General features: G+C 46.9%; 23 protein-coding genes. 1 reads left to right on the forward strand and 22 read right to left on the reverse strand.

Annotation, left to right across the window (positions count from 1 at the left end):
* Position 1: 1 nt before the first annotated feature.
* The 19 genes from AC27IJ_RS18235 to AC27IJ_RS18325 form a co-directional block, all read right to left on the reverse strand.
* On the reverse strand, positions 2-1,921 hold the full coding sequence (locus AC27IJ_RS18235; RefSeq protein WP_487150073.1) for a beta-glucoside-specific PTS transporter subunit IIABC: 1,920 nt from the start codon (positions 1,919-1,921) through the stop codon (positions 2-4).
* Between the two features lie 351 nt (positions 1,922-2,272).
* Entirely contained in the window at positions 2,273-4,882 is a 2,610-nt protein-coding gene (gene mngB / locus AC27IJ_RS18240; protein WP_487150075.1) for a mannosylglycerate hydrolase, read from the reverse strand.
* 21 nt (positions 4,883-4,903) lie between these two features.
* On the reverse strand, positions 4,904-6,802 hold the full coding sequence (gene mngA, locus AC27IJ_RS18245) for a PTS 2-O-a-mannosyl-D-glycerate transporter subunit IIABC (RefSeq protein ID WP_313259415.1): 1,899 nt from the start codon (positions 6,800-6,802) through the stop codon (positions 4,904-4,906).
* 155 nt (positions 6,803-6,957) lie between these two features.
* Entirely contained in the window at positions 6,958-7,713 is a 756-nt protein-coding gene (locus AC27IJ_RS18250; RefSeq protein WP_312444303.1) for a MurR/RpiR family transcriptional regulator, read from the reverse strand.
* Between the two features lie 153 nt (positions 7,714-7,866).
* Positions 7,867-8,484, reverse strand: coding sequence for a dihydroxyacetone kinase family protein (locus AC27IJ_RS18255; RefSeq protein ID WP_312444304.1), 618 nt, complete (start codon positions 8,482-8,484; stop codon positions 7,867-7,869).
* 86 nt (positions 8,485-8,570) lie between these two features.
* Positions 8,571-9,584, reverse strand: a complete 1,014-nt coding sequence (locus tag AC27IJ_RS18260; protein ID WP_312444306.1) for a dihydroxyacetone kinase subunit DhaK — start codon at positions 9,582-9,584, stop codon at positions 8,571-8,573.
* 33 nt (positions 9,585-9,617) lie between these two features.
* Positions 9,618-10,781 (reverse strand): iron-containing alcohol dehydrogenase, encoded by a 1,164-nt coding sequence (locus AC27IJ_RS18265; RefSeq protein ID WP_312444307.1) that lies wholly within the window; start codon positions 10,779-10,781, stop codon positions 9,618-9,620.
* 11 nt (positions 10,782-10,792) lie between these two features.
* A complete protein-coding gene (locus AC27IJ_RS18270; RefSeq protein ID WP_312444309.1) occupies positions 10,793-11,518 on the reverse strand; it encodes a CoA-transferase subunit beta in 726 nt (241 codons plus the stop codon).
* An 11-nt stretch (positions 11,519-11,529) separates the two neighbouring features.
* Positions 11,530-12,342, reverse strand: a complete 813-nt coding sequence (locus AC27IJ_RS18275; protein ID WP_312444311.1) for a CoA transferase subunit A — start codon at positions 12,340-12,342, stop codon at positions 11,530-11,532.
* Between the two features lie 31 nt (positions 12,343-12,373).
* Positions 12,374-13,708, reverse strand: a complete 1,335-nt coding sequence (locus AC27IJ_RS18280; RefSeq protein WP_312444313.1) for a CoA-disulfide reductase — start codon at positions 13,706-13,708, stop codon at positions 12,374-12,376.
* Positions 13,709-13,729: 21 nt separating this feature from the next.
* Positions 13,730-14,854, reverse strand: a complete 1,125-nt coding sequence (locus AC27IJ_RS18285) for an extracellular solute-binding protein (RefSeq protein WP_487150080.1) — start codon at positions 14,852-14,854, stop codon at positions 13,730-13,732.
* A gap of 29 nt (positions 14,855-14,883) precedes the next feature.
* Complete coding sequence (locus AC27IJ_RS18290) at positions 14,884-15,144, reverse strand: EutN/CcmL family microcompartment protein (RefSeq protein ID WP_312444317.1); 261 nt, start codon at positions 15,142-15,144, stop codon at positions 14,884-14,886.
* The gene (locus tag AC27IJ_RS18295) at positions 15,141-15,797 is read right to left on the reverse strand and encodes a phosphate propanoyltransferase (RefSeq protein ID WP_312444319.1); all 657 of its coding nucleotides are present in this window, start codon (positions 15,795-15,797) and stop codon (positions 15,141-15,143) included. The genes AC27IJ_RS18290 and AC27IJ_RS18295 overlap by 4 nt, the downstream gene beginning before the upstream one ends.
* Positions 15,798-15,833: 36 nt before the next feature.
* Complete coding sequence (locus tag AC27IJ_RS18300) at positions 15,834-16,133, reverse strand: BMC domain-containing protein (RefSeq protein ID WP_312444321.1); 300 nt, start codon at positions 16,131-16,133, stop codon at positions 15,834-15,836.
* Complete coding sequence (locus tag AC27IJ_RS18305; RefSeq protein ID WP_312444323.1) at positions 16,134-16,493, reverse strand: BMC domain-containing protein; 360 nt, start codon at positions 16,491-16,493, stop codon at positions 16,134-16,136.
* A 21-nt stretch (positions 16,494-16,514) separates the two neighbouring features.
* Positions 16,515-16,793 (reverse strand): BMC domain-containing protein, encoded by a 279-nt coding sequence (locus tag AC27IJ_RS18310; RefSeq protein ID WP_025232810.1) that lies wholly within the window; start codon positions 16,791-16,793, stop codon positions 16,515-16,517.
* A 6-nt stretch (positions 16,794-16,799) separates the two neighbouring features.
* Positions 16,800-17,138 (reverse strand): BMC domain-containing protein, encoded by a 339-nt coding sequence (locus AC27IJ_RS18315; protein ID WP_312444325.1) that lies wholly within the window; start codon positions 17,136-17,138, stop codon positions 16,800-16,802.
* Between the two features lie 16 nt (positions 17,139-17,154).
* A complete protein-coding gene (locus AC27IJ_RS18320) occupies positions 17,155-18,576 on the reverse strand; it encodes an aldehyde dehydrogenase family protein (protein WP_487150084.1) in 1,422 nt (473 codons plus the stop codon).
* A gap of 10 nt (positions 18,577-18,586) precedes the next feature.
* Positions 18,587-19,546 (reverse strand): class II aldolase/adducin family protein, encoded by a 960-nt coding sequence (locus AC27IJ_RS18325; protein ID WP_487150086.1) that lies wholly within the window; start codon positions 19,544-19,546, stop codon positions 18,587-18,589.
* 271 nt (positions 19,547-19,817) lie between these two features.
* On the opposite strand from AC27IJ_RS18325, the gene AC27IJ_RS18330 reads away from it, so the two are divergent.
* Complete coding sequence (locus tag AC27IJ_RS18330) at positions 19,818-20,585, forward strand: DeoR/GlpR family DNA-binding transcription regulator (RefSeq protein WP_312444331.1); 768 nt, start codon at positions 19,818-19,820, stop codon at positions 20,583-20,585.
* A gap of 64 nt (positions 20,586-20,649) precedes the next feature.
* On the opposite strand, the gene mtnA is transcribed toward AC27IJ_RS18330, so the two are convergent.
* From mtnA to AC27IJ_RS18345, 3 genes are read right to left on the reverse strand one after another with little or no spacing between them, the layout of a single operon-like run.
* The gene (gene mtnA, locus AC27IJ_RS18335; protein WP_312444333.1) at positions 20,650-21,756 is read right to left on the reverse strand and encodes an S-methyl-5-thioribose-1-phosphate isomerase; all 1,107 of its coding nucleotides are present in this window, start codon (positions 21,754-21,756) and stop codon (positions 20,650-20,652) included.
* 44 nt (positions 21,757-21,800) lie between these two features.
* A complete protein-coding gene (mtnK, locus tag AC27IJ_RS18340; protein ID WP_312444334.1) occupies positions 21,801-23,024 on the reverse strand; it encodes an S-methyl-5-thioribose kinase in 1,224 nt (407 codons plus the stop codon).
* Between the two features lie 39 nt (positions 23,025-23,063).
* Complete coding sequence (locus tag AC27IJ_RS18345; RefSeq protein WP_312444335.1) at positions 23,064-24,083, reverse strand: ABC transporter permease; 1,020 nt, start codon at positions 24,081-24,083, stop codon at positions 23,064-23,066.
* Position 24,084 lies beyond the last annotated feature (1 nt).

Genomic DNA, 24,084 nt, shown 5'->3' on the forward strand with positions numbered 1-24,084 from the left:
TTTACTGATTATTTTTGATTGCGATCACCGGCTTTTCAAGAGAAGCTCCGGTTCCAATAAGTCCTGTTACCTCGTGGAAGGCAGCGGTATTGCTGATAATGATCGGAACAACCGTATCATATCCTTCCTTCTTTAAGGCATCTAAGTCAAAAGAGAGCAGCTTGGTCCCCTTTTTGACATGGGCGCCTTCTTCCACATATTTTTTAAAATGCTTTCCTTCCAACTGGACCGTATTGATTCCTACGTGAATAATCATTTCAGCTCCGCTGTCCAGCATAAGCCCCAGAGCATGAAGCGTTGGATAAACCAGGGTCACGGTACAGTCTTCCGGAGCGGCAACTTCACCTTTTTCCGGGATAATGGCAATTCCGTTCCCCAATGCCATGGAAGAAAAAACCTCATCGTTTACCGATGTCATGGGAACAGCCGTACCTTCCACCGGTGAGCTGATCAATATATCTGCTTTGGAAGTAATTTCTGAAACGTCCTGAAATTCAGCGGATCCTTCCTCTGTTTTCCGGGTAGAAGCTCCGGCTGGTCCGGAAGCTTGTCCGCCTTTTCCAGTAATATCATCAAAACCAAATAGGAAGGTAAGTCCCATTGCGCCAAAGAAGGATACTGCAACACCGATCAGATAATAAATAAAGGTTTTCATACCAAAAGCCGCATAGGTTGCAAAGGTTAGCACCCCATTATTGGCAAAGGAATCGCCGTACACGCCTCCCACACCCATGATAGCACCACCGATGGCACCGCATATAATGGCATAGATCATGGGCCTTTTTAGCCGCAGGTTGCAGCCGTAAATGGCAGGCTCCGTAATGCCACACACAGATGCAGATATGGCTGCAGAAGCTGCAACTGTTTTTAAATCCTTGCTTTTCGTCTTTAACATAACACCGAGGGCTGCACCGCCCTGGGAGAAGTTTGCCGCGCCGGCAAAAGCCAGTAAGTTTTGGTGGCCGAACTGTGCCACATCATTGATACCAATTGGAAGCAGGGCTCTGTGTGCTCCGAAAATAACAAATACACACCACATGCCGCCTACAAAAGCGCCGCACAGGGCAGGGCTTAAATTCATCATCCCAGTGTAGATAAAGTTAATGCCGTTACCAATGTAAATGCCGATAGGACCAAATACCATAAAGGTTGCAGGGATCATAACCAGGAGGGATATGCCCGGAACCAGTATGATCTTCAATACTTCAGGAATTATCTTTTCTAAAAACTTCTGTATATATGCAAGAATAAATACTCCGATAATAATCGGAATCACTGATGACGCATAGCTTGCCTTGGTAATGGCAATGCCGAACATGCTAACAGCCTCTTTCCCGGTCATCAGGGAAACAACCGCCGGGTAGCACATGGTACCGCCAAGTGCCATGGCAATAAATTCATTTGCCTTAAATACCTTTGCACTGGTATAGGCAAGAATAATTGGCATGAAATAAAACAATGCGTCTGTTGCAGCCATAATGAGAATATACGTCTGGTTGACCGTGATATCCATTCCATGATTGGAGGCCGTAATTCTTGCAATGGTCAAAAGACCTTTTAAAAGACCGGAGGCCGCAATCGCCGGAACCATGGGGGTGAACATGGAGGAAATGGCAATCAGAATCCTGTTCCAAAAAGAACCTTTTTCTTCGCTGCCGACTGCTGAGTTTTCCTCTAATGATACCATGGGAAGGATCGCTTCGTAAACCTTTGTGACCTTTGTTCCAAGCACGACCTGGAACTGTCCGCCGCTTTCCACTACGGAAATAACACCTTCCAGATGCTCAATTACTTCTTTGTTTGCCTTCTTTGAATCTCTTAACTCAAACCTTAATCTGGTAAAACAATGGGTGAGTCCCCTTATGTTATCGGAACCGCCGACGTTTGCTATGATGTCTTTGGCTATTTGATTATAATTCATTTTCCAAACCCCTTTCAAGTGTTTTAATATCTCATCATCCGGCCGGAATGACAAAATAAAAAAGACCCGACCAAGCTATGGGAATCATAAGACCATAAAATAATAAGTCTTATAACTTTTCGCTCAATCCGATCTTGCCTGCATTACCAGTAACACGTCTTCCTGTTTTGCTATTCAGTTGTACTCAACTAGACACAATATAACACCGTTTGCAAATTGATGCAACCGATTTTAAGATTTTCTGCATTTTACCCAATTTTTCAACAGTAAAATCGTCTATTTTTCACAAAAATACAGCAGGCTCTTCTGGTTAAGGAGCAGACAGTTTTTCTTTGCCTGCTCCCATTTTCCCTAGAACTTCCCTTTATTTTCCGGCTTGACCGCAAATGTCTTGATCTGGCCCGGCTCAATGACCATAGAGCTGCAGTCATCATTTTTCCCGTTTTCCTTTTCATCCAGCCTGCGTTCATTCCAAACCAGCCGATTTAAATCTCCATGGAGCTCAAGGCCGCAGTCAAATGGATTATAGCAGCGAAGAATCAGCTCATCTGCCTTTTCCGCTTTTTTCAGCGCACTTAAGATCAATCTTTTTTCTTCTATATTTAGAAGACTATACTGATATGGTACCCTGATTTCAGCGGGATTCAATTTCATGGCGTGATATGGCATCTTATTGTATGTGATAACCGGTGTTATATACTCTTTTGCCTGCTGTGCCGCACATGAAATCCAGGTTGTTAAGGCAAATTCAAATCTTTTCACCCCCTGCATCTGGGAATCCGGCGTCTCCATCTTAATTCCGGAAGGTCTTCCCGGACGGCGGTACAGCTTCTCCTTACCCAGCACGCCAACGCAGCGGAACAGTGTAATTGCTGTCGTATCATACCCATACCCGGTCATTTCATATTCCCGTACAGAATTAGTCAGGACTGCGATTCCCCTGTCTCCTTCCGGGTATACGTATGAAAGGAAAGGATAGATGGAATCCGGGCGCTCTGACCAGTTTTCTTTTTCCCATACTTCCATCGCACGGTCTTCCACCGGCCGCCGTATGACTCCTAATTGATTATCGCAGACAGAATGCCCCGTTCCCATACTGCTGGGAATCAGCACCCTAAGGCGGTGGTCCTTTGCCTGATTATGAACTTCTGATGTGATCTCAATCACTCTGGAATCTTTTCTTAAAGTAATATTCCAGAATACCTCCAGTACGGCATCGCAGATCTTGTTCTTTCTGCTATCCAAATCTTTTGGAACCGGCAGGGAATACCGGACCTCAGCTTTTGTCATATAGTTTAGGCAGCGGATCTTCACATCTGCGCAAGCGGCTCTGTTGGTAACCACGAAATCCTCTTCAAGCGGAGAATAATCGTATCCATCCCCATCGTCACTGCCATCTTCCAATAAAAGGACTTCGGAATAGGTATTTCCGCTTTCCTTATCCGTAATGCATAAGGTACCGTTTTTGGACACTTGGATCTTATAATATCTGTTTTCAATCACGTCTGTTAAGGTGCCCTCGGACACACTGCGGTCCTCTCCTTGTGATTCCTTTAGAAAATATGTCCGGTACCCCATAGCCGGTATGGTATCCTGAAAAATAATTTTATATTTCACAAACGGTTCGTAATTACCATAATGTACGATCTGTCTGTCAATCAATCCCGGATCTATGGTTTCCTTTCTGCATATCTCAAACGGGATCTTCCCGCCCTCTTCATCTTCCAGCTCAAAGTCAGGAATCCTGGTTATAACCTCCCCAGTTATAACCTCGGTTCTTTCATAAGGAAGCAGATTAAATGCAATAAGTTTATCCACAGATATGGTGCTGTCCATACTGTCAGCAATCTGGCGCATATAAAAATCCATCAATTGGTTGGTCCGTTCTTCTGTTAGAAAGAAACGGTCCTCTATTGCCCGATGAACCTTATCGCTGCAGCAGCAGCCAATGGAATCGTGGGCATGGTTTTTCAAAAGATCTTTCCACAGCTGCTCCATGAGACCATGTTCATACGGAACCCCCAGACTATAGGCAATACTCATCAGGGGCTCCAGTAAATTCGTTATTTTGTTTTCAATCCTGGTATTTGCTGATTTCAAATCAGCTCTGGATGAATAAATGCTTCTGTGAACACGCATATATTTTCCATCCAGAAACTCTCCCTTAAGAGTATCCAGGCGATCTAATTCCTCCGTGCGTTCAAAAACATCTTCATAGCGCCCTATGGAAACCTTTCTTCCCGGATACAGTTTTTCAATCTCTTCCATCACCTGAAAAATATTCTTTTGAATCGGCATCTGATCATGGCCGTTAGGAAGGAGTATATCATCTGCTGCAGCTCCCTTATCCAATACCGGAAGATATTTGTCCAGTCTCGTCTTCAGCTCATCCGGCTCTGTCGGCAGATACTTCCCGATTGCATATCCCAGCGGTAGAAGCTGGACCAAGACCTTTGATTTGTCCGGGCCTTCCCAGTAAAATTCTGTTTTGTCCGTCCCCATTCGCTCCGAGGTCCCTCGCCAAAATATACACCGTTTGATTCCGAATCCATTTAAAATCTGCGGCAGCCGGGCCGTCTGCCCGAAAGAATCCGGCAGATATCCAATATCCATACGGGGCCCCAGTTTTTCGCAGTCCATCATACCATAAAGCAGATTACGGATCATGGATTCCCCTCCTACTACCATCTCATCGGTCTGGGTATACCATGGGCCTATAATCAGCCTTCCCTGCTGAACCAGTTTCCTTACACGTTCATAATTTTCAGGCTTCACAGAAAAATAATCTTCCAGGACTGAGGTCTGTCCATCTAAGACAAAGCAGGGGTATTCCCTTTTGGTTTCCAGCACGGTGAGAACTTCTTCCATATCACGCACCAGTAAAATTTTAGATTCTTCCGCGGTAAAATACCACTCCCTGTCCCAATGAAAATGTGGAACGACATGTATACGATCTGCCAAACGTTTCTCCGCCTTTCTTTTTTACACTTTCTGTTGTTTCTTAAATCTTGCTTTTTTCAATAATACCAGAAGAATGGTAGAAATAACCGCTCCCAGTACAGCCGCAAAAAACCATATAACGGCATTCGCGAATCCGCCAAGCCCATCCTTTAATAAAAATAAGGAGAAAATTCCGGCCCCAGGCACATCCAGGCCGATATTGCACATAGCCACAATTGCCCCTGTCACTGCGGAACCGGCGCATAGAGAAAAAATCACGCGGATCGGATCAGCCATCATTAAGGGAATTGCGCCCTCGGTAATTCCGGCAAGTCCCAGAATCCAGGTAGACATCCCGGCTTCCCTCTCTTCCTGTGTAAAATACTTCTTAAAACCTAATGTTGCAAAGGTTACTGCAAATGCAGATACCATTTTAATGGAAGCAAATGCCGCATACGGCATCAAAATCCCTTCTGACATAGCACCAACGCAGAATGTGTATGCTGCTTTATTTACCGGACCGCCAAGGTCAAAGGATACCATAATTCCGATGATGGCGCCAAGAAGGCCGGCATTGGACCCGCTCATATTTCCCAGCACCTGGAACAGCGCCTGATTCAGCCATGCAACTGGTTTTCCAAGCAAGAAGATAATAACAATTCCAACGATTAACGTACTGCATACAGGATAAACCCAAAATGAAACAAACCCTGAAAATATGCCTTTTGCAGGAATGTACTTCCTTAAGGCCCTCACCGTATAGCCGGCAACCAGTCCACCTAACATGCCGCATAAAAACCCACCGTTAATCAGGTTCGCAGCAATTCCGGCAGCAAAACCGGGGGCCAGGGCTGTCTTGTCTCCAAGGGAGTAAGCCATATAGGCAGAAAGCATGGGAATCATCAGTGTTCCAAGGGTATTGCCGCCCATTTTCCGAAACAGCCACAGCCAGCTGTTATCCAGATTGTATAAATCCTGCAACCCAAATCCCTGGGCAATTAATACTGCAAACGCATTGATCATACCGCCTGCAACAATGATCGGAATGATGTAGGAAACTCCGGTCAGCACCGCCTGTTTGACTTCACTTCCAAAGCTCTGTTTTTCTTCCTCCCTGCTTCCCGTATATTCCCGTTTTTCCTGGGTTTCTGCTTTGTCAAGCGCTGCCCTTATGATACCCTTGGCATCTTTTAGGGGCGCGGATACTTTGGTTTTATAAACCGGAAGGTGATCAAACCGTTCGGAATCCTTTACAGCCACATCAACCGCAAAGATCGCAGCATCCGCTTTCTCTAAGTGCTCTGCGGTGTGGCGGCCCTCCACGCCATTTGCCCCCTGTTTTTCCACATAGACCTTAACTCCCATTTCTTCTCCGGCTAAAACCAGGGCTTCGGCAGCCATATAGGTATGGGCAATTCCTGCCGGACAGGCCGTCACTGCTACGATTGATTTTTTATATGTTTTATTCGCATCCGCTTTCACAGGTTCATAGGAAAGATTTTTATAGAACTCCTGACTCGTTTGGGACGAAAGAAGATTCTCGAGATAACGATGATCCGATATCTTAGTCATCAGCTCCGCTAACAGCTCCAGATGGGTACTTCCTGCCTCTGCCTCGGGAATCGCCAGCAAAAATACATAACGCACTTTGTTATCCGGAGTCAGGCTCTCCCAGTCTTCTATCGGCTCCTTAATGGAAGCAAATGCAAATGCTGCAGCATTGACTGTCTTGCTTTTTCCATGGGGAATTGCGATCCCCTTATCAATTCCGGTAGCGGATAAGCGTTCCCTCTCTTTTACTGCATGATAAAAATCTTCTTTTGACTGAATCTTTTTTTCTTTATAAAGCTTTTCAATCAAAGCACGGATCGCCTCATCTTTGCTTTTATAGCTGCAATTCAAAGCAATCAATTGTTCACTTGTTACCCCTTGAAGATTCATAACCCTTCCTCCTTATTTCTTTTTAAGAACACTATAGCACTTATTCTAACGAAAACTGTATTTTGGTCATTTGCACACAGGTTTTCAAATGAGTATGATACAAATACACAAAAACAGGTATTGTTTTCATACAATACCTGTTAAACAAAAATTAACTAAGCCCTATAATATGTATTCCAAAAATCTTCACTCAGCAGCCGCAGCAAAACCATCAAACCACACCGGTCCGTTACATTATAATCATTTACAACCCGGTATTCTCCCCAGAAAAACAGCTGTAAGTCCGTCATATCAGCCAGTGGATTCTTGTTGAAATGAGTGATACTGATTGTTTTCATTCCCTTTGCCTTTGCCTTTTGCGTCAGCTCCAGAAGCCGCTCATTTTCTCCGCGGGCGCTTATGACAACCAGGACATCTCCGCTTCCTCCATGCTCCACGCAGTAAAACATATCATGAATATGAATTTCACATTCTACCTTTTTTGTAAAACACCGAAGGTTATTTTTCATCATTTCACAAAAGGGATAAGAATCCCCAAGTCCGGCGAATATACAGCAATCTGCCTCCTTTAAGGTTTTCGATACCTTTTTGATCACACTTTCATCAATCGTATCCAGGGTTCTCACTATATTCTGCGGCAGGTGTTCCATAAGCTGATGAACCAGTGTCTTATCTCCATCCTCTGGTTTGTCCTCATTGTTCAAAGCATATTTAAGCTCAGAAAAACCACTGTACCCAATCTTTTTTGAAAATCTCATGACAGCATTCGGCGCAACGTAAATGTCCTCTGCTATTTTTCGTATTGACAGGTTCATGATCTCTTTCCTATGAAGATTGATATAGTCAATGATCAGATCATCTGTGTCATTGAGCCCAAATTCACGTGATAAAATCCGCTGTTGAAAGTTCATGTTTAAGCCCCCTTACCGTTTCCTAAATTATAAAGAAGAAAAAGTAAAATAACAAGGTTTAATTTTATATGTCCCCTGTCTTTTGCACCTGGTGCTAACAATCAGCAAACGAAAACCGGAGCAAAACATTTCTGTTTGCTCCGGTCATTTATTTTATCTGTCTGCAACTGCCTTCATAATAAGAGCTGCCACAGCAGCCCCGGGATCTTTTAAGGATCGGGACGCTTCTCCTCTTGTTGCCGCTCTTCCATGAACGGCAATCATGGTCGTGGTACGTTCAAAGCCTTCCCGTGCAGCCGTTGCTGCTTCCCCAAAAGCTTCCTCTAAGGATACTCCGGCTTCCACTCCGGCTTTTAGTACCTGCACTCCGGGATGAAATCCATCTAGAAAGGTTTTATCCCCTAATTTAGCCTTACCCAGATCAGCAACACCTGCTTCATAGGCTTCAAACAAGTCAGCAACATCTGTGTCAGACAATTCTGTCTTTCCTTTTAGTGTCTTTCCGGCGCGCATCAGTCCTGCTGCCATCAACGTCCCCATGGTAGAAGGGACCTTATTTCCCATGGTCTTTCCTGCCTTGTACAAAAGCTTGCCTAAATCCGGCTCCGATCCATCCGAAACCGCGTCGTAGGCCGCCTGGAATCCATCCGTCATCGTAAGCCCTAAATCACTGTCTCCCACAACACTGTCCAGTTCAATTAAGTAGTTTCGGTTTTCCACCATGATCGTACTTATTCTGCCAAGCATGGCTATCAGTTCCTGCTGGTTCATATCAGCCTCCATTCTGCCGCTGATGCCGGCGGCATAAATATTCGTGACAAACGGTTGCGCCTGTGCTATTTACTCCAATATGATCTTTAGACAATTCCCTGCTTAAAGAATGGCGTATCAGCCGGAGCATCCAGATAGTCCTTCAGTTCCTCATCCATTTTCAAAAGGGAAATGGACAAGCCGGCCATCTCGATGGAGGTCACATACTCACCTACATAATAACGGTGTACCTTGATTCCCTTCTCTTCCAGAATCAGATTGACCTTTCTTGCCACAATATACTGCTCGTCAAGAGGAGTAGCCCCCAGTCCGTTCACCAGAACCGCAACCTCATCTCCGGCGCAGTATGGAATATCTTCAAGGATTTTTTCCATCATTTCCGATGTGACCTCATCTGCTGTTTCCAGTTTCCCACGGCGGATTCCAGACTCTCCATGGATTCCCATGCCGATTTCCATCTCATCCTCTCCGATCTCAAATCCCGGATGACCGACTCTCGGTACTGTACAGGGGGTAAGTGCCACTCCCATGGTCCTCACATTGGCAGCCGCTTTCTCTGCAATCCGCTTTACCTCCTGTAAATCCTTCCCGGCTGCAGCTGCTGCTCCGGCACACTTATATACAAAAAAGATACCTGCCACTCCTCTTCTGGTGTTCTTTTCTCCGGGAGCCGCCTTGGGAGATGCCACATCTTCCCCAGCAACAACGCTTTCCACACGGATTCCCTCTTCCATATCTGCCATCTCTGCAGCCATGTCAAAATTAAAGATATCCCCGTTATAATTGCCGTAAATATAAAGAACACCTGCTCCGGAATCAATGCTTTTCGTAACATTTAGCATCTGTTCCGCACTGGGGGACTGGAAAACATCTCCGACCGAACAGCCATCCAACATTCCTTTTCCTACATAACCCAAAAACAGAGGAAGGTGCCCCGAACCCCCTCCGGTTGCGATCCCCACTTTTCCCTCTGTCTTATTGGAAGTGACCAGGCAGCGCAAATCGCCTTCCGTGTAAGTAACATAGTCTGGATGAGCAAGATAGATTCCCTCCAGCATCTCATTTACATAGTTTTCCGGTACATTAATCAGTTTTTTCATTTATTCCTTCTCCTTTCCACTATTTATTGCAGTTCAACCATATGCTTTCCGATACACTTCTATGACCTGCTTAAGAGTCGGTTTAAAGGGATTGTCCTCCATACAGGAATCCTTAAGCGCAATTTCCGCCAGCGCATTAAAATCCTCATGATTTACCTTAAGCTCCTTAAGACTCTGTGTAATCCCAACTTCCTTAGACAGCCGCCTGATGCAGGCCACCGTTTCCTTCACAGCCTGTTCCCCTGTCATGGCGGACGCCCCTGGAAGCTTAAGTCCCTCCGCCACCTTCTTATACCGTTGTGCGGCTTCCGGCCTGCTTCCGTTAAATTCCATGACAAAAGGCAGCAAAACCGCATTGCAGATGCCGTGAGGCAGGTTCATGAGCCCTCCAAGAGAATGAGCCATGGCATGCACCATGCCAAGACCTGCATTGGAAAATGCCATGCCCGCGCTGTATTCCGCATAAGCCATCATTTCCCTGGCTTTTTCATTGCTTCCGTCTGCCACCGCTTCCGGAAGATAGGTACCAATCACCCCCATTGCCCAAAGGGCATCCTTATCCGTGTAGGGGGTCGCCCGCTTCGCCACGGCCGCTTCAATGGCATGGGTCATGGCATCCATACCTGTGGAAGCCGTGAGGGCCTTTGGCATGCTCATCATTAAATCCACATCATTGACGGCAATGGTGACCATGCAGTTCGGGTCCACCATACACATTTTGGAATGTCTCACCGGATCAGTCACAATATAGAACGAGGTAACCTCAGAACCGGTTCCTGCGGTAGTATTCACCGCAACAATGGGCATTCCAGGATTAAGAGAGCGGTCTACCCCTTCATAATCCTCTACCTTACCGCCGTTTGCCATCACAATGCTGACTGCCTTTGCCGTATCTATGGCAGAGCCTCCGCCCACAGCCACCAAAAGATCCACTTCCAAAGCCTTAGCAGCCTCCAGGCAGTCACCCACAACCATGGTGGTGGGATTTGGTTCGACCAGGTAATAAATGGCATATTCCATCCCGGCTTTTAATAGACAGGCTCCCACTTTGTCACCGGTACCATTTTTATATAAGAAGGGGTCCGTAACGATGAGTCCCCGTTTAAATCCCCGTTTCTTAAGTTCATCCGGCAGCAGTCCTATGGAACCGCGGCCAAAAAAGCTGGTTCCTACTGCATTGATCCTCTCAAGTGCCATAAATGGCCTCCTTAGAATTCTATATTTCTGAAATCTCCCGGATCGATCCGTTTCAGCGCATTCAGCTCTTCCTTTGTGGGAAGAGGCGTATAGGCGATATGGGAGTATTTTATGGGAAATCCGGTGTTTTCCTGTACCTCTTCTAAACTGGAAGTTGGGTGGATGGTTTCCAGAACCATTTCCCCATTTACCATTTTAAAGATGCACAGTGGAGTGATGATCCGTTCCACATTTCCCCTGGTAGTTACAAAATCCACCTGGTTCACAAAGGTGCGCTTGTCATGCTTTGTCCTCCAAAGAATCGCCCTTTTTGCCGTTGGAATGAGAACGGCACTGCCTGCTCCTCCCGGCATCCTCACTTTTGGTTTTTTATAATCTCCAATAACCGACGCATTGACATTGCCGTGGAAATCAAACTGGATTCCGCTTAAGAATGCCACATCTAGCTCCCCTCTCATGGCTAAGTCAAATACTTCCATTAAAGGAAAATATGCTGTGGCACGTTCCAAAAGCTCTGGGCCTGCACTGGTATATTTTTTAAGCCTCACCGGATCCGGATCTGTTCCGCCCGGAATATTCAAATGCACAGCCCCCGGCGCATGAAGCGCTTTTGCCAGCAGCAGCGCAATCATGGGCATATGGGAGGACACTCCGTGAAACACCTTGCTGCCGTCAGGTATGAGGCGGGCCATGGCGCAGACCATAATATCGCTGACTCTGTATTTTTCTTCCATCATGCCATGCCCCCTTATCCTTTATAATCGGACTTTTCAAACGCCATTAAATAGGCATTTAGGCCGCCCAAATCTTTAAGCCCTTTGAATTCCTTTATATTCTTTCCGTCAATATCATAAGATCCAGGACAGGAACAGGGTGCAGCTCCTTTTGGGGCCCTGACAACCGCTTCCACCAGAAAATGGGGAATATCCGCCTTTTTTGAGCTGCCAGTAAACGCAGATCCATGGACGATATTCTCTGCCGTCAGGATGACCCTTTTCGCCGCCCTGGAGAACAGAACATCCTCAAATAACGGTCCTGTGATCCTGGCGTTACCCTCTTCATCCGCCTCCTGAACATGGATGACCGCAACATCCGGCCGAATGGCCTTTACCACTGTTACCGGCTCCTTTGTAAACGGATCCTCGACCCGTATAAAATAATCATTGGCATCTATTAAGTCGCTGATCACAAGCCCCTTTACAGGCATGAATCCCACTCCGTAGCTGGCGGCACGGAGCGCGGAGATCACCGTATAACAGGCATGTTCATTTCCTTTCACAGCTCCGCTTTCAACAGCCTTACGGTAATGTCCTGCCAGGGAATATTCACTTTCATAACTGATAAAGCCGGCATCTACGCTGGAAACACAGCCTCCGAAGCAAAGCATGTCCACATCCATGGCTCCTGCAGTCTTTACCAGCTTTAAGTCCCTTTTTTTCTGACGCACCAGTTCCCGCACCATTGCCATGGGCGCCCGATGAAGCACATTGCCGCCAAGACCAAGGATATCCCCGTCATGGATCCGGGCTGCTGCTTCCTGCAAAGTCATTATTTTGCTCATGGTCTGACCTCACTTTCTATCCTGCACTACTTTATTTCGCTGCATTGCATGCAATCTGGATGGCATCCCATACACCGGAAAAGGGGGGTGCATAAATGAGATCCGTCATTCCAAGCTCTGCTGTTGTCATCCTGCAATGAATTGCCACAGCAAATACATCTGCCCGCAAAACAGCCCCTTTTTGTCCGCAGGTCTGTGCGCCGAGCAGCCTTTTTGTTCCTTTTTCATAGATCAGCTTAATGGTGATGGGCGTTGGATCCGGATAGTATGCCGGATGGTCATTGGCCTGGATTACCAAAGTCTTATAATCCTTAGAAAGACGTATGGCATCTCCTTCTCCCATACCCGTACGACCAAGCTCCAGCCCGCACACCTTGATCGCAGCAGAACCAAGAGCTCCTATAAACGATTCATGGCCCCCTGCCATATTGGCGCCTGCGATCCTGCCGCATTTATTCGCAACTGTTCCGAGAGCCAAAAAGCTGTCTTCCTCTAAAACCTCATTATAGACCAGAATACAGTCTCCCGCCGCATACACATCCGGAACAGAGGTTCTCATTTCCCGGTCCACGATCAGAGCACCGTTTTTCCCCATGGAGATTCCCGTGTTTTTCAAAAATTCCGTACAGGGACGGACACCAACGGCAACGATCACTAAATCCGCCTCGTAGGTTCCCTTATCTGTTTTTACACCCTTCACATAAAGACCGTCTCCATAAAACCCTTCCACCTTTTCTCCGGTGTTAAGCAGGACCCCTGACTTTACCAGCTCTTCATGGGCCAGGGCGGCGATTTCCTCATCAAAGGGCATAAGAATCCTGGGAGCCGCCTCAAGCATGCGGACATTCTTTCCAAGGTTCAAAAACGCTTCCGCACATTCCACCCCGATATATCCGCCTCCAACGATGACGATATTCCGGATTTCCGGCATTTTTGCGTATTCCTTTAAAAAGATCCCGTCTTCCATGGATTTCAGTACATGGACCCCCATAAGCTCCTTGCCTGGAAAGGGAGGAACCACAGCCGATGCCCCCACAGCTATCATTAATTTATCGTAAGAATCCGTAAATTCCTGACCATTTAAAAGATCCTTTACAAGGACCTCTTTCCTTTCTACGTCAACGGATTGTACCTCATGGCGGAGAAAGGTTTCTATGCCCATCTTGGAAAAGGTCTCCCGTGTACGGGCGATCATTTTGCGGTAATCATCGTTATAGTCTCCCACATAGTAGGGAAGTCCGCATGCTCCATAAGAAAGAAAACCTCCCTTTTCATAGACCGTTACTTTCGTGTCCGGGTCGACCCTGCGGATCTTGGAGGCGGCGCTCATTCCTGCCGCTACTCCTCCAATTATAATAATCTTCATGTTTTCTCCCTGATTATATCGTTACAGTTCGGTCATGCTATTTATCATTTGCCCGGCTTCCTTCATGGCTTCTTCTGCTGTCTTTTTTCCGGAAAATGCCTCAAAGATTTTCTCATAAAGGACTCCGTTTTTCTCCCCTGCCTTTGATAAATCGGGAAGGGGTCTTGCAAGTTCCATCATCTTCTGCTGTACTGGAAACCAGGGGCAGTCACCGGCCCCTTCCAGATAGCTTCCTCTTCTTACAGGAGCGCCACTTTTTCTTCCCACCTTCTGATCTACCTCAGGTGACCGAAGGTACTTAAGAAATTCTTCTGCAGCTTGCTTTTTCCTGCAGCCCGAACAGATCCCAAAGGACCAAGTCACGTTCCAGGCCGTGGAAAACGTGCAAAATCCCAGATCTGCCGGTTCCAGACAGCCTTCCTTAAAGACTTCTCCCATCTGGCCGCTCCAGGTAACCGCCATAGCTGCTCTTTTTTGCCGGATAGCTTCTGCAATTTCCCCGTTGCCGAAGCTTTCTGTACCATCTACTGCACAGGCTCTCAGTTCCACGTAGGACTGAAGACCCTTTACCGCGTCTTCCTTTCCGCAGGCCGCAGCCCCATCGGAATCATAAGCATCTCCTCCGAACATACGGAGAAAAGGAAGGGCATCGGTAAATATCTCGGACTTATCAGCCTTCATGGCTACGGCCTGTTCGCCGCAGGCTGCCTTGTAGGCTTTTGCCGTTTCTATGTATTCCTTGGGAGTGATGACGCTTCCAAGTTCCTTACCCAACACCTGATCAAGCAGGCTTTTACGGTAGAGGATCATATGTCCGTCACAGAAAGAGGGAGATAAATATGCCTTCCCCTTATACTTCGTTTCTTCTGCAATAACCGGAAGGATGTCTTCTTCCTCAAGCTCAAATTCCGAAAGGTATCCATTTTCTACAAAGTCACGAAGCCATAAATGGCCGGCAACCATGACAATGTCATAATCCGCTTCCCCGGCAAATGCTTTCATCATCATCGGATAGTAATCCGCCCAGGGCACGATATGAAAATCCACGTTTCCTCCATATCCGTCTAAAATCCCCAGTTCTTTATCCAGATAACCTTCCACCGCCGGATCTGCCACTGCCAAAACCTTAAGCGTTTCCTGTTCCATAAGCACTACCTCTCCTATTACTTTCAGCCTTACCTTCCCGGCTGCGGCGGCGCATCTACGATGCCAACGATGTAGGCATCAACCGGTGCCGAACGGTCCAGCGCATACTGAGTCGTATTGTCAGTGGTAACCAATACCAGTTCCCCGATCCCTGCACCAATGGTATCGGCAGCCACAAAAATATTGTTCTTATCTCCATAATAAGGCTCTACCAAAAGAAGCTTGAACCCAACCAGGCTCCTGCATTTTCTTGTGGAAACCACAGTTCCCATTATTGTTCCTAATATCACCTAGTCTCTTCCTTTCTAATGGTTACCCACTGTCCCTGCTTCAGCTGGAATGCATTGGCATCGTCTGTGTCCACATGGAAATCCAGCCTGCTGTCACGGGTGACACGGATAAGTACATGACCGAGCACTCCGCCCTTTGGCCCATCGACCGCAACGCTTACCCGGTCCTGATCTGATACCCCAAACCACTGGGCGTCTTCCGGCGTCATATGGATATGACGGTCCGCGATGATGACGCCCTCTGTCAGCAGGACCTCTCCCTTTGGTCCTTTAAGCATTACCCCGGGAGTTCCCTTTAAATCTCCTGACGATCTTACGGAAGGCTGTATTCCCAGGATCCTGCAGTCACCGGAGGCCATTTCCACCTGGCTTTGTTTTCTCTCCGGTCCAAGAATCCGTACCTTGGGAAGCGTTCCTGCCGGACCGGAGACAGTGACCTGTTCCTCACAGGCAAACTGTCCCGGCTGGCTTAAAGCCTTAATGGGAGTCAGCCGGTAGCCGGCTCCAAAAAGCACTTCCACATGTTCCTTTGACAGATGCACATGCCTTGCCGAGATTCCTACGGGAACCTGGTAAGGCTGTGTGCTCAGCCTCTTCCAGTTATCCAGGACCAGTGCGGTTACCTTCTGAATCAGTTCTTCCCTGTTTTCCATTATAAGCCTCCGCCCTTAAGCACTTTCCTGTTCTTTTTATTTAAGGAACGGAATGATTCCGCCTATGGAATTATGGGGTCTTGGAATCACATGAACTGCTACTACCTCTCCCACTCTGGAGGCTGCTTCCTCTCCTGCTTCCACTGCCGCCTTGACAGCTCCCACGTCTCCCTGAACCATAACCGACACCAAACCGGATCCGATTTTCTCGGTTCCCACCATTTCAACGTCTGCTGCCTTTAACATGGCATCTGCTGCCTCGATCGATGCGGTAAGGCCCCTGGTCTCAATCATTCCTAATGCTAACATTCCTTTTTTTACTGCTGTCTCTGCCATTTACTTTTCCTCCTTGATTTTGTGCTCTTCTTCCTCTGGTTTTACAGAATCCTTTTCGTTTTCATGCCTGTCTATCATATTTAAAAGCTTTATTACCTCCGGATGAGGGTTTTCGATGGATACGGACACCTTTACGTTGTCGTCTCCCACGATCCGTCCGGCCTCTCTTGCCGCCTCCACGGCGGCACGAACCGCCGAGGTCTCGCCCGCTAATACCGTGTGGCACATCCTTCCTCCCAGCTTCTTATGGCAGCTTACAATTTCCACTTCAGCCGCCTTTAAGGCCTGGTCCACCACCACAACGGTATTGGCATAATAATTGATTTCTAAAACCCCTATGGCGTTTCGGTTTGTCTTCATGACGCCCACCTTTGCTGATGCCTATTTGATCCTTGGCAAAATTTTGTCAATATCCTGATGCGGCCTTGGGATCACATGGACTGCTACCAGCTCTCCAACTCTGGAAGCCGCCGCCTCTCCTGCCTCGGTGGCTGCCTTTACCGCGCCTACCTCTCCGGTTACAATGACGGTTACCAGACCGGAACCGATTTTCTCAGTTCCTACAAGCTCAACGTCCGCCGCCTTTAACATTGCATCTGCTGCTTCGATGGATGCAGTCAAACCTCTTGTTTCAACTAACCCAATTGATGTGGATGCCATATCTTGCTACCTCCTGAAATTTATAATGTTTTCTTCCTCGATAGATACCTTTGTTATATGAGACAACGCCTTGGTTCCCTCATATGGGTTTTCAATAATCTTTGTTAAAACCTCATTAGGACTGTTAAATTTAAGAGCCGCCCGTTCTGCCGCCTCACAGGCCTCTTTCACATCATCAATTCCGCCTTCAAATTTCACCTGGACCGTAAGGGGAATGAACGCGGCCGTATCTTTGGGATTGATGGTGTCAATACCGATTATCCTCACATTTGCCGCCTTACAGGCCTTATCCATGGCATAAAGAACTGCCCCATATCCTGCACACTCCAAAAAGCCGATTGCCATATGTACCTTCCCCTCTCTAGATGATCCGCAGGCCTCCTTCTGCCAGCATGCATCTGCGCCTTCTGGTAAAGCTTCTCGCACAGGTAAGTCCCTCTCCGGTGGGACCCGCGATTGTCATGGTCGTATGGCCTTCTCCGCCGATCCCTACCCCTTTTAAAGTCGAACCGTTTTTCGTAAAAATGGTCGTTTCAATTACTTTTCCGAATTTGGTCATGTTCTCAACATTTCTGGAAAACATGGATGCCGTATGCCGGTTGCCAGACTCTGCTGCCACCGCACACTCCACACATTCCTCAAAGGTCCTTAACCGCACGATGGGAAGTATGGGCATCAGCTGCTCTACCATAACAAAGGGATGGCTTCTGTCTGTCTCGCAGATCAGAAGGCGGACATCCTTATGGCCGGAAACCCCAATCGCTTCCAAAAACTGGGCCGCATCCTTTCCAACCCACTTTTTATTCACTTCATAGCTGCCGTCTTTTTCAATCATGGCAAACTTAAGGATTTCATTTAATTCCTTGGAATTAAGCAGGTAAGCGCCTTCCTTTACCAGCTTATTCACCAGCTCATCCGCGGCCCTTTCCATGACAAAGACTTCTTTTTCCGCCAGACAAAGAATGTTGTTATCAAAGGAAGCTCCACGGTAAATCTCTTTTGCCGCAAGGCTTATGTCCGCGGTATCGTCTACAATGACCGGCGGGTTTCCCGCACCTGCCCCGATGGTCTTCTTTCCGGAACGAAGCAGGGAATTTACCATTGGCATGCCTCCTGTACCAACCATGAGGCGGATTTTGGGATCAGCCGTCATTTTGCTCACTGCCTCCATGGTAGGTTCTTTCTGCATGGTGATTAAATTTGCCGGGCCTCCGTTTTCCACAATGGTCAGATGAAGAAGCTTCAGACAGTGGGCACAGCATCTTTTCGCACCCGGATGGACATTAAACACAACGGAATTTCCTCCGGCTATCATGCTGATGGTATTGTTGATAATCGTTTCCGTTGGATTGGTGGACGGCGTGATGGCTCCGATCACTCCAAAGGGAGCATACTCTTCGATCATCAGCCCTTCGTCACCTGAAATGGCATCCGTGGTCAGACACTCCACACCCGGAGTCTTTTCAATAACAGCCATATGCTTCTGGATCTTATCCTCAAAACGCCCCATTCCGGTTTCTTCCCAAACCATTTTTGCCAGGGTTTCCGCATGGCTTTTTGCTGTCACCCGAATGGCCTCAATGATTCTCCGTCTGTCCTCCACCCTGTAATGCTCTACCCATTCACGCTGGGCCGCGTAGGCCGCCTTAATGGCATCCTCTACCCGTTCAAATACCCCGTTTTCACTTTGCAGTGGAATATAAGAAGGCTTTACGCCCCTGTTTTCTATGCCTGCAAGTACTTCCCTTACAATTAGTTCTATCTCTTTTGCCCCAATTTCCATGATATGCCTCCTAGTTTAGCTGCTCTGTCACTCTTCTCACTACTTCGGCTATGATTTCCTCCTTTGCCTTACCTAATGCTTCCGCCTGCACAGGCTTTTGTTTCTCTGAGGTCAGAGCCTTCTGTGTCACGCCGGTACAGCCGCAGCCGAAGTCTGGCAGGCTCTCTCCCGGTCTTACAATGGAAGTTACCCCTTTTAATGCAGGCCCATGTCCTATCTGCTCTGCCGGATGGACATCTGCTGCAGAGACCACATCCTTCATATTCGTTTCCTCTACAGAACACGGGGGAATCCCGCCGGCCGTGATGCCAAGCTTATGCCGGATATCCAGCAGCTTATTTACCTGGTCGCAGGAAAGCAGATTCTGGCGTCCGATGATATTGCCTGTGTACATCAATATGGTCGCATAATACTCAATGGATTCCAGCCTGAAAAATGCCTGGTAAATGTCTTTTCCCCATGTCAGTGCCCCATGGTTTGCAAGGAGTACGCCATTGTGGGTATTCACAAAGGGAGCGATGGAATCAGGTACTTCATCCGTACCCGGCGTCGCGTACTTTGCAACCGGGATAGATCCAAGCCCCAGCACCGCCTCCGTAAGGATCGCGGCATCCAGGCTGATCCCGGCAATGGCAAAACTGGTTGCAACCAGCGGGTGGGCGTGTGTGACTGCCTGCACGTCCGGATTTTCCTTATAAACCCTTAAATGCATTTTTACTTCTGAGGAGGGCTTATATCTTCCCATCAGTACTTTTCCGTTTAAATCCATTTTCACCAGCATATCCTGTGTCATAAATCCCTTTGATACCCCGGTCGGCGTCGTCCAGATGGTGTTCGGCCCTACCTTACAGCTGATGTTTCCATCATTCGAGGCTACAAAGCCTTTGCCGTACATACGCTTGCCGATGTCCAAAATTGCCTTTTTGGCTTCAAAATCAGACATGTACTTTACGCCTTGAACTGTCATCATATCTTTACCTCCAAAGTCCAAACAACTACATGTTCTTTCTGTCCGAACTCTCATCTTTTATACTGTATTTTTACCACTTTTGTGTTTGTTTGTCAATGTTTTGTGTTGTTTTATTTCTGATTATACTGTTTTATTTTTATTTCATCCGTTTCTTCTTTACATTTAAGCAAAATAATTATACAATATACTTATATACCACCTGATTCTTATGGTTTTATATTGCATTTTATTTTAATTAAACATTTATTGCCACAAAGAAAGGAACATGCCTATGTTAGCAGTAACGAGGAAAGCCAAGATCAAAGATATTATTTTAGAAAAGAAAAGTGTTACGGTGACCGAACTTTCCAAAATCTTCTCCGTGACCGAGGAAACCATCCGGCGGGATTTAAAGCAATTGGAGGATGATGGGTTCCTGACCAGAACATACGGCGGTGCATTCATACAAGACGGGGTTGAGAATAACGTAGATTTAACGATCCGGGAAACCGCATATATGGAAAGCAAGCAGGCCATCGCGAAAAAGTGCCTGTCAATCATTCACAACGGGGATTCTATTTTCCTGGATGCTTCTACCACGGCCCTGCAGCTGGCAAAGACCTTACAGGGAATGCGCCTCACCGTGGTAACAAATTCCCTGCTGATCATCAATGAACTGTATGACAAAGAGGATATCCGCCTCATTTCCATCGGAGGATCTTATACTCCCCGGGACAAAGCTTTTGTAGGCAATACGGCCCTTAAGAATTTAGAATCCTTTTACCTGGATAAAACCTTTATGTCCTGCCGGAGCGTTTCCATGGAACACGGGATTACCGATTCCAATGAAGCAATTGCCGCCATACGACAGATGCTGATGACCAGAAGCAATCACGTTTACCTCGTAGCGGATCACTCCAAATTCGATAAGACCTCTTTTATCCGGATATCCGGCTTTGAAACCATAACAGGGCTGGTCACTGACAAACGGATGGACGACCAGTGGAGAGAATACCTTTCCAAAAATAATGTAGAACTTTACGAAACAATGGAAGCATAGCCTGATTTTGGCAAGAGGATGTCCCAGTTCCTTTGAGACATCCTCTTTTTCTTATGCCAAAAACTTACATTTCTTTCGCTTTCAGGGCCTCTTCCTTTTTCCTGAATATTTCTTTTAATGATTCTGTATAAGGCGCTTTGGCAATTCCATACTCTGTCACGATTCCTGCGATCAGATCATTATCCGTCACATCAAATGCGGGATTAAATACCTTTACGCCTTCCGGCGCCATCCGCTTTTTATACCACATTTCCACTACTTCCTCTGCCGGGCGCTCCTCAATGTGGATCTCCTTACCGGTAGGGGTATTCATATCAATGGTGGATGTTGGGGCGCAGATATACATGGGCACTCCATAGCGTTTGGCTGCCAGAGCAACCATAGAGGTACCGATCTTGTTTGCGGTATCCCCATTGGCCGCCACCCGGTCACAGCCTACAAATACGGCATTTACCCAGCCATTTCTCATGACTGTAGCCGACATGTTGTCGCATATCACAGTGACATCAAGTCCTGATTCCTTTAATTCGAATGAAGTCAGTCTGGCGCCCTGAAGAAGGGGTCTGGTCTCATCGGAAAAGATGCGGAAACCATAGCCTCTTTCGTGTCCAAGGTACATGGGAGCCGTAGCGGTTCCGTATTTTACCGTTGCCAGCTGCCCGGCATTGCAGTGGGTAAGAAGACCATCACCCGGTTTTACGAGAGAAAGGCCATATTCTCCAATCATCTTGCAAACCCAGATATCCTCTTCCCGGATCTCTACCGCCTCTTTATGGAGAAGCTCTACGATTTCAGTAACGGTTTTCTCTTTGTTTTTCAAAACTACCTGTTCCATCCGTTTCAGCGCCCATGATAAATTGACGGCAGTGGGACGTGCGGAATCAAGATAATCCTTTGCCTTTTGAAATTCTGCATAAAAATCATCATAACCATCTGCTTTGATCTCTCTTGCGGCCAGATAGATTCCGATGGCTGCCGCCACTCCGATGGCAGGCGCCCCTCTTACCTGAAGAAGATAGATTGCATTCCAGATATCCTCCTGTTTTGTCAGGGAAAGAATTTCCGTATGATATGGAAGCTGTGTCTGGTCTATGATCACCAGGGCATTGTTCTCCTCGTCAAGAGCCACGGTATCATAGTCCATGATGGATTTTTTTGTTTCTTCGCTCATTTTTATCCCTTTCTTGTTTCCGGCTTTCAATCCTGTTGCCGGTCTCAAAACTTGCCTGTTGCCTCTTTTATCGCATTTAAGTAATCCGCTCCGCAACGGAAACTGCGGCGGTTCATGATATAATTCTTTGCCAGAGTAATGACGATCTTTTCGGCTCTTGCCCGTTTTTCCTCATCGGAAATCGTGGTAATATCGATCACATTAGCCATTCCCACGGTCCGGCGGATGGATTCCAGTCCTGCCACTCCGGCAGTGTCGGAAAGGATGCCTTCCAGATACCATTCTTTGAATCCCGGAACTTTTGCCATGGTTTCCGTCACATGCTCGTCATATACCTTATTGTATTTTTCAACGAACAGATCCACGATATCAGAGATGGTGTTTAAGCACCAGCTGCAAAACTCTTCTTTTTCCTTTTCATCCTCTATGGCAGCGTCACCGTTGCACCATGCAAAAAACATGTTTGCAATGACATTGCCGATATCATAGCCCATAGGTCCAAAGAAGGCGAATTCCGGATCAAAGATATAAGTATGCTCCTTGTTGATAAACACGGAGCCCGTATGTAAATCCCCGTGAATTAAAGACTGGGCATTGTTCATAAACTCAAATTTCAGTTTGGCAGCCTCCAGATGCAGGGCCTGATCCTCGTACAGTTCCTTTTTTACAAAATCTGCATTGGGAGGAAATACATTGTTCCTGTGGTTGTAATCAATAAAGGGCTCGCTGTATACCAGATCCTCTGAAATCTCACATAAGTCCGGATTGATAAAGCTTTTAACCAGCTCCTTCTTATCCTTGTGTCCCATGACAACATCCGTTGTTCGCAGAAGGGAATTTACCATAAAGGTGGTCACATGGTCTGCAAATTTCGGATAGATCTCATGCTTTAACAAACCGGTACGCATCATGGTATGGCCAGTCATATCCTCCATTGCCATGGCACACATGGTTCCGTCATACAGATAAACCTTTGGAACCAGTCCCGGTGCATAGGAATCCTGAATTCCCAGGATCTTTGCTTCTATTCTTCCCCGGTCGGTGGAAACATGCATTTCTGCTGAAATACGAAGCGCTTCTCCTGCCTGCTTTACGATAATGGATTTCCCACTTGCGAGATCCTTTACACGGAACACATAGTTTAAGTTTCCGTCTCCGATTTCCTTGCATTCCAGACTGGCATCCTTATCAAAATAGGAGAGCTTCTCCTGAACATAATCCGGTACCTCTTCCGCTTTCATCAAAAAATAACTGTCGTATTTAGACATTCCTGTCACCTTCCCCTGATCAATATAACGTTTATGTTTTTAGTTTACATTTTTTGTCTTGCCGCTTGCATAGGTCATTGCAAGTGCAATGGCAAGGACTGCACCCTTGATGATGTTCATGGCATAATAAGGCACTGACATCATAATAAGGCCGTTTTCCAGCATACCCACAAGCACCGCTCCTGCAAAGGTGCCGAATGCATTGGCTTTTCCTGCGCCCAATACAGAAAACCCGATATAAGCCGCACATACCGATGGCATTAAGTACGCATCACCAGCTGAAATCTGCGCCGTTCCCACACGTGCTGCCAGACAGATTCCGCCGATTGCCGCAAAAGTGGCTGACAGAAAGTATGCAAGGATCTTATACTTTGCTACCGGAATTCCGGAAAGCTGGGCTGCCTCAGGATTTCCGCCTACTGCATACATGTATCTGCCGTGTTTGGTATAATTTAAGAAAAAGTATGCGAACAGCACCACGCAGATCATGATGATGATCAGCCACGGTTCCTTTCCCAACGCCCGGAAGGCTTCGGGTACAAGGCCGGGAGCCTGGGTCCCGTCTGCGCGGGTCATACGTTCCGTGATGGCGCCGCCCTTGGAATAGGTCATGGAAACTCCCTGATACATAAACATTACGGAAAGTGCCGCAACCATATCCGGTATCTTGAATTTAACGATCAAAATGCTGTTGATCACCGCAACGCTTAAACAAATGAGCACCGTAAGAATGATGGAAACACCTATATTGATATTGTGCCATACAAAGCACGTCATAACAAAAACATTTGCAAACTGGGCCGTAGCTCCAATGGAAAGATCCATGCCGTTTACCGCCAGGGCAAACGTAAGACCGATTGCAATGATGGTGGTAATGGATACCGCACGAAGGATCGTGATCATATTGGACTGGGTCAGAAACATGCTCGATCCCGTATCCTTACTCCAGTTTCCAAATGTGAACAGGATGAACATGATGAGCATCGTTGCGATGGTACCCCATTTTGTCACAAAATCCCCAACGTTCCTTTTCTTTTTTACCTTCTCTGCCCCAGACATA

This window comes from Lacrimispora sp. YZC11 (assembly GCF_057543815.1).

Coding starts and splice junctions, on each gene's coding strand:
- mtnK (WP_312444334.1), bottom strand. CDS start 23,024: ATGTCTAAATACGACAGTTATTTTTTGATGAAAGCGGAAGAGGTACCG.
- AC27IJ_RS18255 (WP_312444304.1), bottom strand. CDS start 8,484: ATGAACCAGCAGGAACTGATAGCCATGCTTGGCAGAATAAGTACGATC.
- AC27IJ_RS18345 (WP_312444335.1), bottom strand. CDS start 24,083: ATGTCTGGGGCAGAGAAGGTAAAAAAGAAAAGGAACGTTGGGGATTTT.
- AC27IJ_RS18270 (WP_312444309.1), bottom strand. CDS start 11,518: ATGATGGAAGAAAAATACAGAGTCAGCGATATTATGGTCTGCGCCATG.
- AC27IJ_RS18310 (WP_025232810.1), bottom strand. CDS start 16,793: ATGGCATCCACATCAATTGGGTTAGTTGAAACAAGAGGTTTGACTGCA.
- AC27IJ_RS18320 (WP_487150084.1), bottom strand. CDS start 18,576: ATGGAAATTGGGGCAAAAGAGATAGAACTAATTGTAAGGGAAGTACTT.
- AC27IJ_RS18300 (WP_312444321.1), bottom strand. CDS start 16,133: ATGGCAGAGACAGCAGTAAAAAAAGGAATGTTAGCATTAGGAATGATT.
- AC27IJ_RS18325 (WP_487150086.1), bottom strand. CDS start 19,546: ATGATGACAGTTCAAGGCGTAAAGTACATGTCTGATTTTGAAGCCAAA.
- AC27IJ_RS18295 (WP_312444319.1), bottom strand. CDS start 15,797: ATGGAAAACAGGGAAGAACTGATTCAGAAGGTAACCGCACTGGTCCTG.
- AC27IJ_RS18285 (WP_487150080.1), bottom strand. CDS start 14,854: ATGGAACAGGAAACGCTTAAGGTTTTGGCAGTGGCAGATCCGGCGGTG.
- AC27IJ_RS18280 (WP_312444313.1), bottom strand. CDS start 13,708: ATGAAGATTATTATAATTGGAGGAGTAGCGGCAGGAATGAGCGCCGCC.
- mtnA (WP_312444333.1), bottom strand. CDS start 21,756: ATGAGCGAAGAAACAAAAAAATCCATCATGGACTATGATACCGTGGCT.
- AC27IJ_RS18260 (WP_312444306.1), bottom strand. CDS start 9,584: ATGAAAAAACTGATTAATGTACCGGAAAACTATGTAAATGAGATGCTG.
- AC27IJ_RS18315 (WP_312444325.1), bottom strand. CDS start 17,138: ATGGCAATCGGCTTTTTGGAGTGTGCAGGATATGGGGCAGTTCTTTAT.
- AC27IJ_RS18235 (WP_487150073.1), bottom strand. CDS start 1,921: ATGAATTATAATCAAATAGCCAAAGACATCATAGCAAACGTCGGCGGT.
- AC27IJ_RS18305 (WP_312444323.1), bottom strand. CDS start 16,493: ATGAAGACAAACCGAAACGCCATAGGGGTTTTAGAAATCAATTATTAT.
- AC27IJ_RS18330 (WP_312444331.1), top strand. CDS start 19,818: ATGTTAGCAGTAACGAGGAAAGCCAAGATCAAAGATATTATTTTAGAA.
- AC27IJ_RS18275 (WP_312444311.1), bottom strand. CDS start 12,342: ATGAGCAAAATAATGACTTTGCAGGAAGCAGCAGCCCGGATCCATGAC.
- AC27IJ_RS18250 (WP_312444303.1), bottom strand. CDS start 7,713: ATGAACTTTCAACAGCGGATTTTATCACGTGAATTTGGGCTCAATGAC.
- mngA (WP_313259415.1), bottom strand. CDS start 6,802: ATGAATCTTCAAGGGGTAACAAGTGAACAATTGATTGCTTTGAATTGC.
- AC27IJ_RS18265 (WP_312444307.1), bottom strand. CDS start 10,781: ATGGCACTTGAGAGGATCAATGCAGTAGGAACCAGCTTTTTTGGCCGC.